The following is a 13,814-nucleotide window of genomic DNA, read 5'->3' on the forward strand; positions in this document are numbered from 1 at the left end:
CGTCGCGCGCGTGAGGATCGCAGGGTATTCGATTGGGATGCGCCACGACCAACGGTCGTGGCCCACCCGATGGTGCGACGGTAGGTACCGACCATTGGTCGGTACCCACGCCCATCAGAACCCGAGGTCCACACCCGGCAGCAACGGCTGCAGCTGGTCGCGGAACAGGGTCTTGATGCGTTCCAGCGCCGCTTCATCATCGGCCTCGAAGCGCAGCACCAGCACCGGCGTGGTGTTGGAGGCGCGCAGCAGCCCCCAGCCATCGGGGAAATCGGCGCGCAGGCCGTCGATGGTGGCCAGGCGGGCGCCGGCGAACGGCGACTCTTCCACCTGCGCGGCCGACACGAACAGCGACACCAGCGCGTGCGGAGTGCCCGATTCCACCGGCACCTTCAGCTCCGGCGTGGACACGCTGTCGGGCAGTTCGTCCAGCACCTCCGACGGCGTCTCCTCGCGCTGGGCCAGGATTTCCAGCAAACGCGCCGCCGCATACAGGCCATCGTCGAACCCGAACCAGCGCTCCTTGAAGAAGAAGTGCCCGCTCATCTCGCCGGCCAGCTCGGCATCGGTTTCGCGCATCTTCGCCTTCATCAGCGAATGCCCGGTCTTCCACATCAGCGGGCTGCCACCGTTGCGCAGCACGTAGTCGGACAGCTTGCCGCTGCACTTCACGTCATAGATGACCAGCGCGCCCGGGTTGCGCATCAGCACGTCGGCCGCGAACAGCATCAGCAGGCGGTCGGCATAGATGATCTTGCCTTCGCGGGTGACCACGCCCAGGCGGTCGCCGTCGCCGTCGAAGGCCAGGCCGATGTCCGCGTCGAAGCGCTTCACCGTCTGGATCAGGTCTTCCAGGTTGTGCGGGTCGCTCGGGTCCGGGTGGTGGTTGGGGAAGGTGCCATCCACATCGCAGTACAGCGGAATGACCTCCGCACCGATGGCTTCCAGCAGCGGCTGGGCCAGTTCGCCGGCCACGCCGTTGCCGGCATCGGCCACCACCTTGAGCGGGCGGTCCAGCTGCACGTCGTCGGCGATGCGCTGGATGTAATCGGCGTTGACCTCGCGCTGCTTCAGGCTGCCCGGCTCGGCCGCCACGTGCAGCTGGCCGTCGCGGATGCGCAGGAACAGTTCGGTGATGGCGTCGCCCGACAGCGTTTCGCCGCCCACCACGATCTTGAAGCCGTTGTAGTCCGGCGGGTTGTGGCTGCCGGTGACCGCCACGCAGCTGCCCGCACGCAGGTGGTAGCTGGCGAAGTACACCACCGGGGTAGGCGCCAACCCGATATCGATGACATCGCAGCCGGCGCGGCGCAGGCCTTCGATGAGCCCGGCACTGAGTTCCGGGCCGGACAGGCGGCCATCGCGGCCCACCACGATCTCGCGCAGGCCCTGCACCTGCAGCACCGAACCGATGGCCTGACCGATCAGCGCCGCCACCTGCGGGGTGAGCTCGCGCCCGACCACGCCGCGGATGTCGTAGGCGCGGAAGATACCGGCCGGCACGTCCTGCCCCGCTACGCCCGGCACCGGCGGCGGACCGCCTTCGGCCACGGCCGGCACCACCGCCAGCGGCACCTGTTCCAGGCTTTCGCGCAGCGTGGGGCCGTCTTCTTCGGTGGCGTCTTTCGACGCGCGGCGGCGCGGCATCGGCACCTTGCCCTTGCCGAACTGCAGCATGCCGGCGATGGCCAGCAGCAGCACCGCCACCACCGCGCTGGGAATGGCACCCAGGCCCAGCGGGCCCGGTTCAATATCCGGCACGGCCGCGGCCAGGCGCAGCCCGCTCTTGCCGATCGGGCGCGCCAGCGCCTCGGCACCGCCGGCCAGGCCCGCGTTGCCCTGTTCAATGACGTTGTGGTTGCCCTGGCGCAGGGCCACGTAGCCTGCGCCCGGCACGCGCACCTGATCAAAGGTGGCGGTCAGCCGCAGCAGCGGCTGGCGCACGTACACCAGCGCCGGCCCCTGCGTGCCCAGCACCACCGGCACCGCCAGGCCAAGGCGCTGGCCGCCGGCATCACGCACCACGCGGGCCACCACCTCGTTCTGGGCGTTGGCCGCTTCCAGCAGCGCCAGACGCGAGTAACCGAAGGCCTTCGGGTCGGCATAGGCCGCGTCCAGGCTGGCGGGGATGACCTGCACCTCTTCGGTGCCCGGCCAGCCCTCGCGGATGGCCACGGCCGTGGCTTGGCCATCGCCGTTGCGCAGCGCCGTTGCCACACGCTCGCTCTTCACCAGCTTGCGCAGCTGGTCCAGCTGGCCGCTCAGCGCCGTCTGCACCCCGCCCACGATCTGGTCACGCGACTGTTCCAGCTCCGTGCCCACCGAGGCCTGCTGCCACTGCCGCACCGCGCTCCAGCCAAACCATGCAGCCAGCAGCACCAGCGCGGCCACCACCAGTGGCCCGGTGCGCTTGCTTGCCAGCTTCGGTTGCCCTTCCGCCTTCGCCTTGCTCATGGAACTTCCCCCTGGTCAGCGCACCCCGGTATGGCCGAATCCACCCGTTCCCCTGGCGCTGTCGGTGAAAGTATCCACTACCTGCAGGCTTACGCGTGCGATGGGCAGCACAACCAGCTGCGCGATGCGGTCGCCCGGCTGCAGCGTGAAGGGCTCGCGGCCGCGGTTCCACGCGCTGATCAGCAGCGGGCCCTGGTAATCGGCGTCGATCAGCCCGGTGCCGTTGCCCAGCACGATGCCGTGGCGATGGCCCAGGCCCGAGCGCGGCAGCACCACGGCGGCCAGGTTCGGATCGGCGATATGGATGGCGATACCGCTGGGAATCAGCGCCGTATCGCCCGGCTGCAGGGTGAGTTCGGTTTCCAGCGCCGCGCGCAGGTCCAGCCCGGCGCTGTGCTCGGTGGCGTAGGCCGGCAGCGGCCAGGTATCGCCAAAGCGCGGGTCGAGCAGCTTGACCTGCAACGGCTGAAGGGTGGAATCAACGCTCATGCGTGCAACCTCTGGGCAATCAGGGACAACAGTTGTTCGGCCAGCAGCGCCTTGGAGGTACCGGGGAACACCTGTTCGCCGCCCTGCCAGTAGGCCGTGGCCGCGTTTTCATCACTTTCGAAACCGCCGGTGGCAATGCCCACCTGGTTGGCAATCACCAGGTCCAGGCGCTTGTCCACCAGCTTGCCGCGCGCGTACTTCTCCACATCGTGGGTTTCGGCCGCGAAGCCGACCACCAGCTTCAGCGCGTTGGTCTGCGCGGCCACCTCGGCCAGGATGTCCGGCGTGCGCACCAGCTCCAGCGTGAGGGTCTGGGTGCCGGCGGTCTTCTTCAATTTCTGCGGGGCCACCTGGCGCGGGGTGTAATCGGACACCGCGGCCGCGCCTATATAGATGTCGGCCGGCAGCGCGCCCAGCACCGCCTCGCGCATCTGCGCGGCCGAGCGCACATCCACCCGCTGCACCCCGGCCGGGGTGGGCAGCTGCACCGGACCACTCACCAGCACCACCTGCGCGCCCTGGCGCACGGCGGCCGCAGCCAGCGCGTAGCCCATCTTGCCGCTGCTGCGGTTGCCCACGTAGCGCACCGGGTCCAGGTCTTCATAGGTGGGGCCGGCGCTGATGACCACGCGCAGGCCCTTGAGCTGCTGCTCGGGCGCGGCGTCGGCACCGGCCGGCGCCTGCAGCGCGGCCAGTGCCGCAACAATCGCATTGGGTTCGGTCAGCCGGCCCGGGCCGGATTCGCCTTCGGCCAGCGGGCCGTCTTCCGGCCCGATCACCTGCGCGCCGCGCTGGCGCAGCAGGGTGATGTTGGCCTGCGTGGCCGGGTGCTGCCACATGCGGTGGTTCATGGCCGGGCACACGGTGAGCGGCGCGGTGGTGGCCAGGCACAGCGTGGTGACCAGGTCATCGGCATTGCCGTGGGCCAGCCGGGCCAGCAGATCGGCGGTGGCCGGGGCCACCACGATGCGATCGGCCCAGCGGGCCAGCTCGATATGGCCCATGGCCTGCTCGGCGGCGCTGTCCCACAGGGTGGTGCGGGTGGGCTGGCCGGACAGGGCCTGGAAGCTCAGCGGGGTGACGAACTGCTGGGCCCCGGCGGTCATGGCGACCTGCACCTGGGCCCCGGCATCGCGCAGGCGACGCACCAGTTCCAGCGACTTGTAGGCGGCGATGCCGCCCCCTACGCACAACAACAGCTTCTGGCCTTGCAGCGGGCGCGCGGACGCCGGAGAAGCCTGGGGGGAGTCAGCCACCTGCGAATTTCCTGTCGAACTGAGGCGATTAGCTTACCTGATGGGGTGTGGGCGGCTCATGCCTCAGGGGCATGAGGGGGGTGTTTTTGGTCATGAGGGTGTACGGCTGCCTCCCTTGATTGTTGGCCTGCCCAGTAGACGGAACTGCCTGAGGCAGGGTGCCGACAACGGAAGGTGACCCCGCGGTTTTAGTCGTTAAAAAAGGATGCTTTAATAACGCTCGCGGCTGGGAAAGGTTTCTTTCGCAGCTGAAACCGTATCCAAAGGAACCTTGTCATGCCGCGCATCACTGGGACCTATGCCACAACCGCCGTTGGCGGCGAGAACGTTCCCGCGTTCGTGCCTCACGCCCTCCCGCCCGGAGAGCCGGTGCTTTCCCCCACCGCGTACGTGGAGCAGAACGCCCGCGCCGAAGTAGCGTTGACGCGCCTGTCCGGCATGGCCGGGCTGGTGGCCTCCAGCAACTGGCTGATCTATGCCGCCATCCGCAAGGAGGCCTTGCTTACCTCGCAGCTAGAAGGCACCCAGGCCACACTGACCGACGTGCTGGATGAGGAAGCCGGTATGACGGTGACCAATGCCCAGGATGTGGAAGAGGTTACGAATTACCTGCTGGCGTTCAACTACGCGCGCGAACAGCTGCGTAGCCCTACCGGTCTGCCGGTATCACTACGGCTGCTGACCGAGTCCCACCGGGTGCTGATGACGGGCGTGCGTGGCGCCACCAAGCAGCCGGGGGCCGTGCGCACTACACAGAACTGGATTGGTGGAAGCCGGCCAGGCAATGCGAGCTTCGTTCCGCCGCCCGCTCAGGAAGTGGGGCCCGCGCTCAGCGCGCTGGAGCGCTTTATCCACCAGCCAAAGCACACGTTGCCGCCCCTGGTACGCGTGGCGTTGGTGCATGCGCAATTCGAAACCATCCATCCCTTCCTGGACGGCAACGGCCGCATTGGGCGCCTGCTCATCGCCATGTTGCTGGAAGAATGGAAGTTGATGCCCGAGCCGTTGCTGTATGTGTCTGGTTACCTGAAACGACACCAGCGGGTGTACTACGACCGGCTTTCCGCCATTCGAAATGACGGTGACTGGGAAGGCTGGGTGAGCTTCTTTCTGGAGGCCGTGGAGGCTGCTGCTGATGAGGCGCAAAGCAGCATCGTTGCCCTTGCCGCATGCATCGCCGAGGATCGGAAGCGTGTGCTTGCACTGGGTACCAGTACGTTGGCGACGCTTCGGTTGTTCGAGCTGCTTCCCACCATGCCGAGAATCAACATTGATCGCGCGGCGCAGGTGCTGGAGGTGAGTGCTCCAACCGCGGCGAAGGCCATCAATGGATTGCAGGTAGCTGGGGTGTTGGACGAGACGACGGGCCGGGCGCGGAACCAGAGCTTCTTGTATGCGCGGTATGTGCGACTTCTAATGGAATGAGGGGACGGAGCTATGACATTGCAGAGCCGCTAGCCAGCCTCAACAGCATTCTCTCCGCATAACTGTAGAAATATTATTGTTTTTGACTGGATCAAACAGCCTGCTGAACAGCCATCAAGTGCGCCCACGCGCAACCCTTATCAGAGGACGCGGCATATTCTGATTGGCTGGGCATACGTGTTTCTCAACACTTGAGCCATGGCAATCAAAGACTGGCCCAAGGACGAGCAACCCCGTGAGAAACTGCTGGCGCGTGGCCCCGCAGCGCTTTCCGATGCTGAGTTGCTTGCCCTGTTCATGGGCACCGGCTGCAAGGGCTTGGACGTCATGGAGAACGCACGCCTTCTCCTCAAGGAACATGGCCCCCTGCGCCTATTGCTTGATATGAGCGCGCAGAAGCTGAGGAAACTGCCAGGGCTCGGCCCGGCACGGGCGTGCAAGCTGGTCGCCGCACTGGAACTCGCCGACCGCCATTTGCGTGCGAAGTTGGACCTGGGTGAAGGCATGTGCGATCCCAAGGCAGCCATGCGCTACTTCAAACAGCGGCTTCGCGGGCGCCCCCATGAGGTCTTCGCCGTCATGTTCTTGAACACCCGCAACCACATGCTGGCGTTCGAGGAACTCTTCAACGGCACGATCGATGCGGCGGCGGTCTACCCGCGCGAAGTGGCACGCCGCGCACTGTTCCACAACGCGGCAGCCGTGATCATCGGCCACAACCACCCTTCTGGCAGCGCCGAACCGTCCGCTGCCGACCGCGATATCACCCGTCATCTGGAAAAAGCCCTGCCTTTGGTAGGAGTCCGACTCCTGGACCACGTAGTAGTGGGCGAAGGCACCCCCGTCTCCATGGCTGAACGAGGTTGGCTCGAACCCACCCTGTCCTTCCGGGGCTGAACGCCCCAGTCAGCCCAAACGCGCCTGTCCGAAGCCCCGAAACCGTCCCCAAGACCCCTCAAGCCCCCTGCCCCAACCCCGTTCAATGGATCGGCCCGCCATCTAGGCTAAAATTGCCGATTCCGCCGCTCCAGTCCCAAAGCAGGCCTTGTGAAAAATCTCCTCCGCGCCCTGATCAGCCAAGGCATCGAAGCCTTGCGCGCCAACGGCACTCTGCCGGCCGATACCCTGACCCCGGAATTCGTGGTCGAACGCCCGAAGACCCGTGAGCACGGCGATTTCGCCACCAATGCCGCGATGCTGCTGGCCAAGCCGGCGCGCAGCAACCCGCGCGCCCTGGCCCAGGCGCTGCTGGATGCGCTGCCCAAGAGCGCCGATGTGCTGCGCGTTGAGATCGCCGGCCCAGGCTTCATCAATTTCCACCTCGCCCCCAGCGCCTACCAGCGCGAAGCGGCCAGCGTGCTAAAGGAAGGCGCCGATTACGGCCGCAACCTGAGCGGCAACGGCCGTACCGTGGGCGTGGAGTATGTGTCGGCCAACCCGACCGGCCCGCTGCACGTGGGCCATGGCCGCGCCGCCGCCATCGGCGACTGCCTGGCGCGCCTGCTGGATGTGAACGGCTGGAACGCCAAACGCGAGTTCTACTACAACGACGCCGGCGTGCAGATCGAAAACCTGGCCCTGTCCACCCAGGCGCGCGCCAAGGGGCTCAAGCCCGATGACGCCGGCTGGCCGGAAGCGGGCTACCGCGGCGATTACATCCAGGACGTGGCCAACGCCTACCTGGCTGGTGCCACGGTGGAACTGGAAGGCCACTCGGTGGTGGGCGAGCGCGACCCGGACAACCTGGATGGCATCCGCCGCTTCGCGGTGGCCTACCTGCGCAACGAGCAGAACCAGGACCTGGCGGCGTTCGGGGTGGATTTCGACATCTACTTCCTGGAAAGCTCGCTGTACAAGGACGGCAAGGTGGAAGAGACCGTCGCCCAGCTGAAGGCGGCTGGCCACACCTATGAGGACGGCGGCGCGCTGTGGCTGCGCTCGACCGACTTCGGTGACGACAAGGACCGCGTGATGCGCAAGTCCGACGGCACCTACACCTACTTCCTGCCGGACGTGGCCTACCACCTGAGCAAGTGGCAGCGCGGCTATGAGCGCGCCATCACCGAGCTGGGCGCAGATCACCATGGCTCGCTGGCACGCGTGCGCGCCGGCCTGCAGGCGCTGGACGTGGGCATTCCCAAGGGCTGGCCGGAATACGTGCTGCACCAGATGGTGACGGTGATGCGCGGCGGCGAGGAAGTGAAGCTGTCCAAGCGTGCCGGCAGCTACCTGACCCTGCGCGACCTGATTGAAGAAGCCGGCCGCGATGCGACCCGCTGGTTCCTGATTGCGCGCAAGCCCGATTCGCAGCTGACCTTCGATATCGACCTGGCCCGCGCGCAGAGCAACGACAACCCGGTGTTCTACGTGCAATATGCGCACGCCCGGGTGTGCAGCCTGCTGCGCCAGGCCCAGGAGAAGGGCCTGAGCTACACGCCGGGCGAAGGCCTGGCGGGTGTGGCGTCGCTGAACGACGATGCCTCGCTGTGGCTGATGATTGAAATGTCGCGCTTCCCGGAGGTGGTGGAAGCGGCCGGTATCGCGCTGGAGCCGCACCTGATCGCGCAGTATCTGCGTGAATTGGCGCACGCCTTCCACACGTGGTATCACGGCACGCAGGTACTGGTGGCTGACGACGCCGAACGCAACGCCAAGCTCACGCTGGCCTGCGCGGCGCGCCAGGTGCTGGCCAATGGTCTGAGCGTCCTGGGCGTTTCCGCCCCGGAAAAAATGTAAGCAGTGGAGAAGCAGTAAATGGCAGCACGACGCGGCAAGAGCCAGGCACGACGCAACAGCAACCAGGGCACGCCGGGATGGGTGTGGCTGGTGGCCGGTGTGGCGATTGCGGCCGTAGTGTTTTTGGCAGCACCCAACCTGTTCAAGAGCGACGGTGACGGCTTCCTGCGGGTAGGCCCGCAGCCGAACCCGAACGCCCAGCCGGCCCCGGTGAGCGACGCCGATACCGACGTGGGCGCTGAACTGCCCAAGCCGGGCGCGGCGGCCAAGCCTGCCGAACCGGCCAAGCCGGCAGCTACGCAGTACGACTTCTACACCTTGCTGCCCGGCAAGGAAGTGGAAATGTCCGATGCGGAGCTGGCGGCCAGCGCGCGTGCGGAAGACCAGCGCCGTGCCAAGGCCGAGGCGCAGCGCGCGCAGGCGGCGTTGGAAGGCCGTCCGTTGCCGCCGGCACCGGCCCCGACCAGCACCGCAGCAACCACGTCGGCGGCACCGGTGAGCACCGCCCCGCTGCCCGCCCCGGTGGCGGAGCGCCCGGCGGCGACCACGGCTGCGGCGGCAACGCCGGCGCAGACGGCGGCCGCTACCCCGGTTGCACCGAAGCCGGCGGCTACTGCGGCAGCGACGCCTGCTGCGGCGGCGGCTGCGCCTGCGGCCAGCAACGTGCGTTACATCCTGCAGGCCGGTGCGTTTGGTGCGTCTGGCGATGCCGAGGCGACCAAGGCCAAGCTGGCGATGATTGGTCTGGCGGCGCGGGTGGAATCGGCGCAGATCAACGGCAAGACGGTGTACCGCGTGCGCATGGGACCGTATGGCAGCGCCGGGGAGCTGGCGGAAGCCAAGCAGAAGCTGGATGGGACCGGACTTCAGGCTATGGCGATCAAGGCGCAGTAGCCGCGCGCCGCGCGACTACCCCAAGGTTGCGCTACGCGAAACCTCGGGCCCCTGCTGGTACCTCCACATCCCCGCGCCTGCCGGCGCGCCCCCTTGCACTCCAAGGGGGCTGTTGCTCCAGATGCAACTTGGACGCCGACCCTTGGGTCGGCGTTCTTGTTTCAGGCAGCCCCCCTCGCTGGCGACCACCTGGCAGTGCGCTATCGTCCATGCATGTCTTCCTGCCCCGATCCTGCTGAACTTCCAAGCGTTGCCGGTGCCACCGGTCGCTATCGCGAATGGATGCCGCCGGCTGCGCTGCAGGGCTGCTTCGGGCAGCTGTGGCGCAGCGATCTGCCGGTGGGGCACAGCGGTGAGGTGGCGGTGCTGCCCGATGGCTGCGTGGATATCCTGTGGCGCGATGGGCGGCTGTATGTGGTGGGGCCGGATGTGGTGGCTGCGCACCCGCAGTTGATGCCCGGTGCGCAGGTGTTGGGCGCGCGGTTTCAGCCGGGCGCGGCGCGGGCGTGGTTGGGGGTGCCGCTGGGCGAGATGGTGGGCATGGCCGTGGAGCTGGATGCGGTGCTGGGGCCGCAGGCGCGGCAGATGGCGGCGCGCTTGAATGACGTGGGCGATGGCGATACGCGGCAGCGGTTGTTTGCGCAGGCGCTGGCTGGGCTTCCCCGCTCTACCGGGGGGCGCCACGCGGTGGCGGCGCGGGTGTTCGGGCAGGTGCGGGCCGGTGGCCACGATCTGGCCGCGATCAGTTCAGCGCTGCAGGTGAGCACGCGCAGCCTGCGCCGGTTGTGCCACGAGCAGTTCGGCTATGGGCCGAAGATGCTGGAGCGGATTCTGCGGCTGCAGCGGTTCCTGGCGCTGGCACGTGCGCGCCCGGGGGATGGGCTGGCGGGGTTGGCGGCGGACGTGGGCTATGCCGACCAGTCGCACCTGAGCCGCGAGGTACGGGCGTTGGCAGGGATCGGGGCGGCGCAGTTGTGCGCGCAGTGGCGTAGCTGACTGGCCGTTTTGTTCAAGACCGGCGCGGCCGGGGTGGCGATGCTGGGGCTCCTTTCAACGAGATGCCCCCATGAGCACCGCACACGGCAACGATCGCCGGATCGACAACATTGAATTCAACGTCGCTGACATCGCGCGCAGCAAGGCGTTCTACGGCAGCGTGTTTGGGTGGTCGTTCACCGATTACGGCCCGGGGTATACCGAGTTCGACGATGGCCGGTTGCGCGGCGGGTTCACCACGGGTGAGCCGGTGCGGCCGGGTGGGCCGTTGGTGATTGTGTATGCCGACGATCGGGCCGACGCGCAGCGGCGGGTGGAAGCCGCCGGGGCGGAGGTGTGCCGGGCAACGTTCGACTTTCCGGGTGGGCGGCGGTTTCATTTCCGCGATCCGGATGGGTATGAGTTGGCGGTGTGGACAGCCGCCTGAGGTAGAGCCGACCGTTGGTCGGCTGCCGTAAGCGGTGGGTGTGCGCCGAGAGCAGCCGACCAACGGTCGGCTCTGCCGGTTTGTTCGCGTGGCGAGGTGCCGGCCAGCGGCCGGCACGACCGGGCAGCGATGCCCTTGGATCAGTCGCGCGCGACCTGGAAACCGGCGAACGACTGGCTTACCGGCATCAGTTCCAGGCGGTTGATGTTGAGGTGCGCCGGGAGGTTGGCCACCCAGAAGATCTGCTCGGCGATGTCGTCGGCGGTCATCGGGTTGGCACCCGTGTAGAGGGTGTCCGAGGCGGCCTGGTTGCCGTGGGTGCGCACCAGGGTGAACTCGGTTTCGGCCATGCCCGGTTCGATGGTGGTGACGCGCACGCCGGTGCCGTGCAGGTCGGCGCGCAGGCCGAGCGAGAACTGGCTGACGAAGGCTTTGGTGCCACCGTAGGCGTTGCCGCCCGGGTACGGGTACACGCCGGCCACCGAGCTGATGTTGATGATGGCGCCCTTGCGCTCCACCAGCTGCGGCAGCAGGCGGTGGGTCAGGGTGACCAGCGCGGTGACGTTGGTGTCGATCATGGTGCGCCAGTCGTCCAGCGAGGCGCTCTGCGCCGGGGCGGTGCCCTGGGCGAGGCCGGCGTTGTTGACCAGCAGGTCGATGGCGGCGAAGTCGGCCGGCAGGGCGGCCAGCGCGGCCTCCATGGCGGCGCTGTCGCGCACATCGAAGACGGCCGCATGCACACGCTCAGGACCGTAGGCGTCGACCAGCGGCTGCAGCCGTTCAGCACGGCGGCCGGTGGCGATGACGCGCCAGCCGGCCTGGGCGAAACGATGGACGGCGGCAGCGCCAAAGCCGGAGGTGGCGCCAGTAATCAGAGCGGTACGGGTCATCGGGGTACTCCGTGGGAATCACGGGTATTTTCGCACCGATGCGGGGGGTGTGTGCCGGGGGTATGGCGACGTAGCCCGCGGGGCGGGATCGCGTAGAGCCGGGCTCTGCCCGGCTGGCCGAAATCTGGAGCAGCCGGGCAGAGCCCGGCTCTACGTGGGTGGGCGTCCGTTTACGCGGCCGGCGCGCGATCGGCGATCAGCGGATGCGGAAGACGCGGGCCTTGGGCAGGTCTTCGTCCACCTGCAGGAACCAGCGGCCGGCGATGCCCGGTACGACGACGATGGCCGGGTTGCTGCGGCTGGTCTTGAGCTTCATTTCGCCCTTGAGCACCTGCCACTGCTGGCCGTTGTCGAGGGTGAACACGGTGCCCGGGGCCCAGCCGTCCACCTGGCCGGTGACCGTGGCGTTGATGGGGCCGTCGTCCAGGCCGGGGAACATGGGCGTCGGGGTGGGCGCGCCGGGCGCGACCACCGGGGCGGCGGCCACCGGCGGGGCCGGGGTACGGGCGTCGGCCTCGCGCAGCAGGCGGTTCAGGGTCTGAAGCTGGGCCGGGCTGAGCCCTACGTGGGCCAGTTCCTGCGGGTCCACGCGCTGTTCGATTGCCACATACGGGGCCTGGGCGGCGGCCGTTGCGGCCAGCCAGACCATGCCCACACCCGCCAGAACCTGCCACCTGCGCATTGCCTGCTCCACTGCCTGTTGATGCTCGATGGCGGCACTGTGCTGCACTTTCATGGCAGCCAGATGACAGCGTGGCCGGTCGCGCCGGGTGCTGAGGCCGGCAGGGGGTAAAATGGCGGCCAGCCGCGCAGCCGCGCCGGCGGTATTGGACGTCACATGATCAACAACGATGTACTGCGCAGCATCCGCTACATGCTCGACCTCAGCGACGGCATGATCGCCGACACCTGTGCCCTGGCCGATCCGGCCTTCGTGATCGACAAGGCCGATGTGGCCGGTTGGCTGCGCAAGGAAGACGAAGAGGGCTTCGTGGCCTGCGACGATCGCACCCTGGCGCACTTCCTGGACGGGTTGATCGTGCACTTCCGTGGCCGCGACGAGAGCCAGCCGCTGCGCCCGGTGGAAAAGCGCATCACCAACAACCTGGTGCTGAAGAAGCTGCGCGTGGCCTTCCAGCTGAAGGACGTGGACATGCACGATATCTTCCAGCAGGCCGGTTTCCCGGTGTCCAAGCCGGAGCTGTCGGCGCTGTTCCGCCAGCCGGACCACAAGAACTACCGCGCCTGCGGCGACCAGCTGCTGCGCAACTTCCTGAAGGGCCTCACCCTGCGCGTGCGCGGCGCCTGAGCCCCACGCCGGCACGTGGCTCCGCCTGCGGGGCCACGTGCTGCAGCAGTTCCTGCATGAAGGCCCGCGCCGCCGGCGTGGGCAACCGCGACCACACCGCATGCACACGCCGCACGGGCGCATCCTGGATGGCCACGCAGGCCACGCCGGTAAACCCGGCCGCGATGGCCACCGGCACGATGCCCACCGCGAGCCCCTGCTGGACGAAGCGCTCGATGAGCGACATGTGGTTGATTTCGAACGGCACCCGATGCGGTAGCCCGGCGGCGGCGAAGGCTTCGTCGGTCTGCCGGCGGCCGCCGCTGCCGTACTGGAAATCCACCAGCGGCAACTCAGCCAGGGTGGCCAGCGACAGGCGTTTTCGGCTGGCCAGCGGGTGGCTGGGCGGCAGCACGGCCACCATGGATTCTTCGGCCAGCAGCCGGTGGCAGGCCCCGTCGATGGCGGTACCGGGCGACAGGCCCACCAGCGCAACATCGACGCGGCGCTCGCGCACGTCTTCCATCAGCACTTCGCTTTTGTCCATGCGCAGGCGGAATTCCACCTGCGGGTAGCGGGTGTGGAAGGCGGCCAGGCAGGCCACCAGGTCCACGGCGGTAAGCGAGGTGATCTGGCCGATGGTGAGGGTGCCGCGCACCTGGCCGGCCACGGCGGCCACGTCTTCGCGCATGTGCCGCAGTGAATCGAGCACCTGGCGGGCGTGGCTGAGCAGCGCTTCGCCGGCCGGGGTGACCCGTACCTGGCGCGGCAGGCGTTCGAACAGGGTGGCCTGCAGTTCCTCTTCCAGGTGGGCGATCTGGTGGCTGAGCGCGGACTGCACGACGTGGCAGCGCTGGGCGGCGCGGGTGAAGTTGCGCTCTTCGGCCAGGGCCACGCAGAACTCGAGCTGTTTGAGGTTCACGCCGTGGTCTCCGGTATGCATCTATTTTTAAGATGCG

The 13,814-nt window shown here is 67.8% G+C and carries 13 protein-coding genes; 7 read left to right on the plus strand and 6 right to left on the minus strand.

Features of this window, described 5'->3' with window-relative positions:
• Positions 1–114 precede the first annotated feature (114 nt).
• From DX03_RS18130 to coaBC, 3 genes are read right to left on the minus strand one after another with little or no spacing between them, the layout of a single operon-like run.
• Positions 115–2,454 carry a phosphomannomutase/phosphoglucomutase gene (locus DX03_RS18130; protein ID WP_038690971.1) on the minus strand — a complete coding sequence of 780 codons (2,340 nt, stop codon included), beginning with the start codon at positions 2,452–2,454 and terminating at the stop codon, positions 115–117.
• 15 nt (positions 2,455–2,469) lie between these two features.
• Positions 2,470–2,943: a dUTP diphosphatase gene (dut, locus tag DX03_RS18135; RefSeq protein WP_038690973.1), complete on the minus strand. Its 474-nt coding sequence runs from the start codon at positions 2,941–2,943 to the stop codon at positions 2,470–2,472.
• Positions 2,940–4,199: a bifunctional phosphopantothenoylcysteine decarboxylase/phosphopantothenate--cysteine ligase CoaBC gene (gene coaBC / locus DX03_RS18140; RefSeq protein WP_038690975.1), complete on the minus strand. Its 1,260-nt coding sequence runs from the start codon at positions 4,197–4,199 to the stop codon at positions 2,940–2,942. Before coaBC ends, dut begins: the two co-directional genes overlap by 4 nt.
• Before the next feature lie 276 nt (positions 4,200–4,475).
• Here coaBC and DX03_RS18145 point away from each other — a divergent pair, with 276 nt between their 5' ends.
• The 6 genes from DX03_RS18145 (at position 4,476) to DX03_RS18170 (ending at position 10,677) form a co-directional block, all read left to right on the plus strand.
• Positions 4,476–5,624: a Fic family protein gene (locus tag DX03_RS18145; protein ID WP_038690977.1), complete on the plus strand. Its 1,149-nt coding sequence runs from the start codon at positions 4,476–4,478 to the stop codon at positions 5,622–5,624.
• Between the two features lie 198 nt (positions 5,625–5,822).
• Entirely contained in the window at positions 5,823–6,521 is a 699-nt protein-coding gene (gene radC / locus DX03_RS18150; RefSeq protein WP_038690979.1) for a RadC family protein, read from the plus strand.
• 150 nt (positions 6,522–6,671) lie between these two features.
• A complete protein-coding gene (gene argS, locus DX03_RS18155; RefSeq protein WP_038690981.1) occupies positions 6,672–8,360 on the plus strand; it encodes an arginine--tRNA ligase in 1,689 nt (562 codons plus the stop codon).
• Positions 8,361–8,378: 18 nt separating this feature from the next.
• A complete protein-coding gene (locus DX03_RS18160) occupies positions 8,379–9,254 on the plus strand; it encodes an SPOR domain-containing protein (RefSeq protein WP_038690983.1) in 876 nt (291 codons plus the stop codon).
• Between the two features lie 213 nt (positions 9,255–9,467).
• Complete coding sequence (locus tag DX03_RS18165; protein ID WP_038690985.1) at positions 9,468–10,250, plus strand: helix-turn-helix domain-containing protein; 783 nt, start codon at positions 9,468–9,470, stop codon at positions 10,248–10,250.
• Between the two features lie 70 nt (positions 10,251–10,320).
• The gene (locus DX03_RS18170; RefSeq protein ID WP_038690987.1) at positions 10,321–10,677 is read left to right on the plus strand and encodes a VOC family protein; all 357 of its coding nucleotides are present in this window, start codon (positions 10,321–10,323) and stop codon (positions 10,675–10,677) included.
• A 140-nt stretch (positions 10,678–10,817) separates the two neighbouring features.
• Here the strand turns inward: DX03_RS18170 and DX03_RS18175 are convergent, their stop codons facing one another.
• Together DX03_RS18175 and DX03_RS18180 are read right to left on the minus strand one after the other, a co-directional pair.
• Entirely contained in the window at positions 10,818–11,567 is a 750-nt protein-coding gene (locus DX03_RS18175) for an SDR family NAD(P)-dependent oxidoreductase (protein ID WP_038690989.1), read from the minus strand.
• Positions 11,568–11,763: 196 nt separating this feature from the next.
• Positions 11,764–12,303: a hypothetical protein gene (locus DX03_RS18180; protein ID WP_244880146.1), complete on the minus strand. Its 540-nt coding sequence runs from the start codon at positions 12,301–12,303 to the stop codon at positions 11,764–11,766.
• Between the two features lie 102 nt (positions 12,304–12,405).
• On the opposite strand from DX03_RS18180, the gene DX03_RS18185 reads away from it, so the two are divergent.
• A complete protein-coding gene (locus tag DX03_RS18185; protein ID WP_038690991.1) occupies positions 12,406–12,876 on the plus strand; it encodes a YehS family protein in 471 nt (156 codons plus the stop codon).
• Here DX03_RS18185 and DX03_RS18190 read toward each other — a convergent pair.
• A complete protein-coding gene (locus tag DX03_RS18190; RefSeq protein ID WP_038692603.1) occupies positions 12,851–13,777 on the minus strand; it encodes a LysR family transcriptional regulator in 927 nt (308 codons plus the stop codon). The genes DX03_RS18185 and DX03_RS18190 overlap by 26 nt on opposite strands.
• Between the last annotated feature and the right edge of the window lie 37 nt (positions 13,778–13,814).

This window comes from Stenotrophomonas rhizophila (assembly GCF_000661955.1).
GTDB classification, from domain to species: domain Bacteria; phylum Pseudomonadota; class Gammaproteobacteria; order Xanthomonadales; family Xanthomonadaceae; genus Stenotrophomonas; species Stenotrophomonas rhizophila.

What these genes read in the sequence shown, in the direction of transcription:
- DX03_RS18160 (WP_038690983.1), top strand. Translation starts at nt 8,379, where the DNA reads ATGGCAGCACGACGCGGCAAGAGCCAGGCACGACGCAACAGCAACCAG.
- DX03_RS18180 (WP_244880146.1), bottom strand. Translation starts at nt 12,303, where the DNA reads ATGAAAGTGCAGCACAGTGCCGCCATCGAGCATCAACAGGCAGTGGAG.
- DX03_RS18175 (WP_038690989.1), bottom strand. Translation starts at nt 11,567, where the DNA reads ATGACCCGTACCGCTCTGATTACTGGCGCCACCTCCGGCTTTGGCGCT.
- dut (WP_038690973.1), bottom strand. Translation starts at nt 2,943, where the DNA reads ATGAGCGTTGATTCCACCCTTCAGCCGTTGCAGGTCAAGCTGCTCGAC.
- DX03_RS18170 (WP_038690987.1), top strand. Translation starts at nt 10,321, where the DNA reads ATGAGCACCGCACACGGCAACGATCGCCGGATCGACAACATTGAATTC.
- DX03_RS18165 (WP_038690985.1), top strand. Translation starts at nt 9,468, where the DNA reads ATGTCTTCCTGCCCCGATCCTGCTGAACTTCCAAGCGTTGCCGGTGCC.
- DX03_RS18145 (WP_038690977.1), top strand. Translation starts at nt 4,476, where the DNA reads ATGCCGCGCATCACTGGGACCTATGCCACAACCGCCGTTGGCGGCGAG.
- DX03_RS18130 (WP_038690971.1), bottom strand. Translation starts at nt 2,454, where the DNA reads ATGAGCAAGGCGAAGGCGGAAGGGCAACCGAAGCTGGCAAGCAAGCGC.
- radC (WP_038690979.1), top strand. Translation starts at nt 5,823, where the DNA reads ATGGCAATCAAAGACTGGCCCAAGGACGAGCAACCCCGTGAGAAACTG.
- DX03_RS18185 (WP_038690991.1), top strand. Translation starts at nt 12,406, where the DNA reads ATGATCAACAACGATGTACTGCGCAGCATCCGCTACATGCTCGACCTC.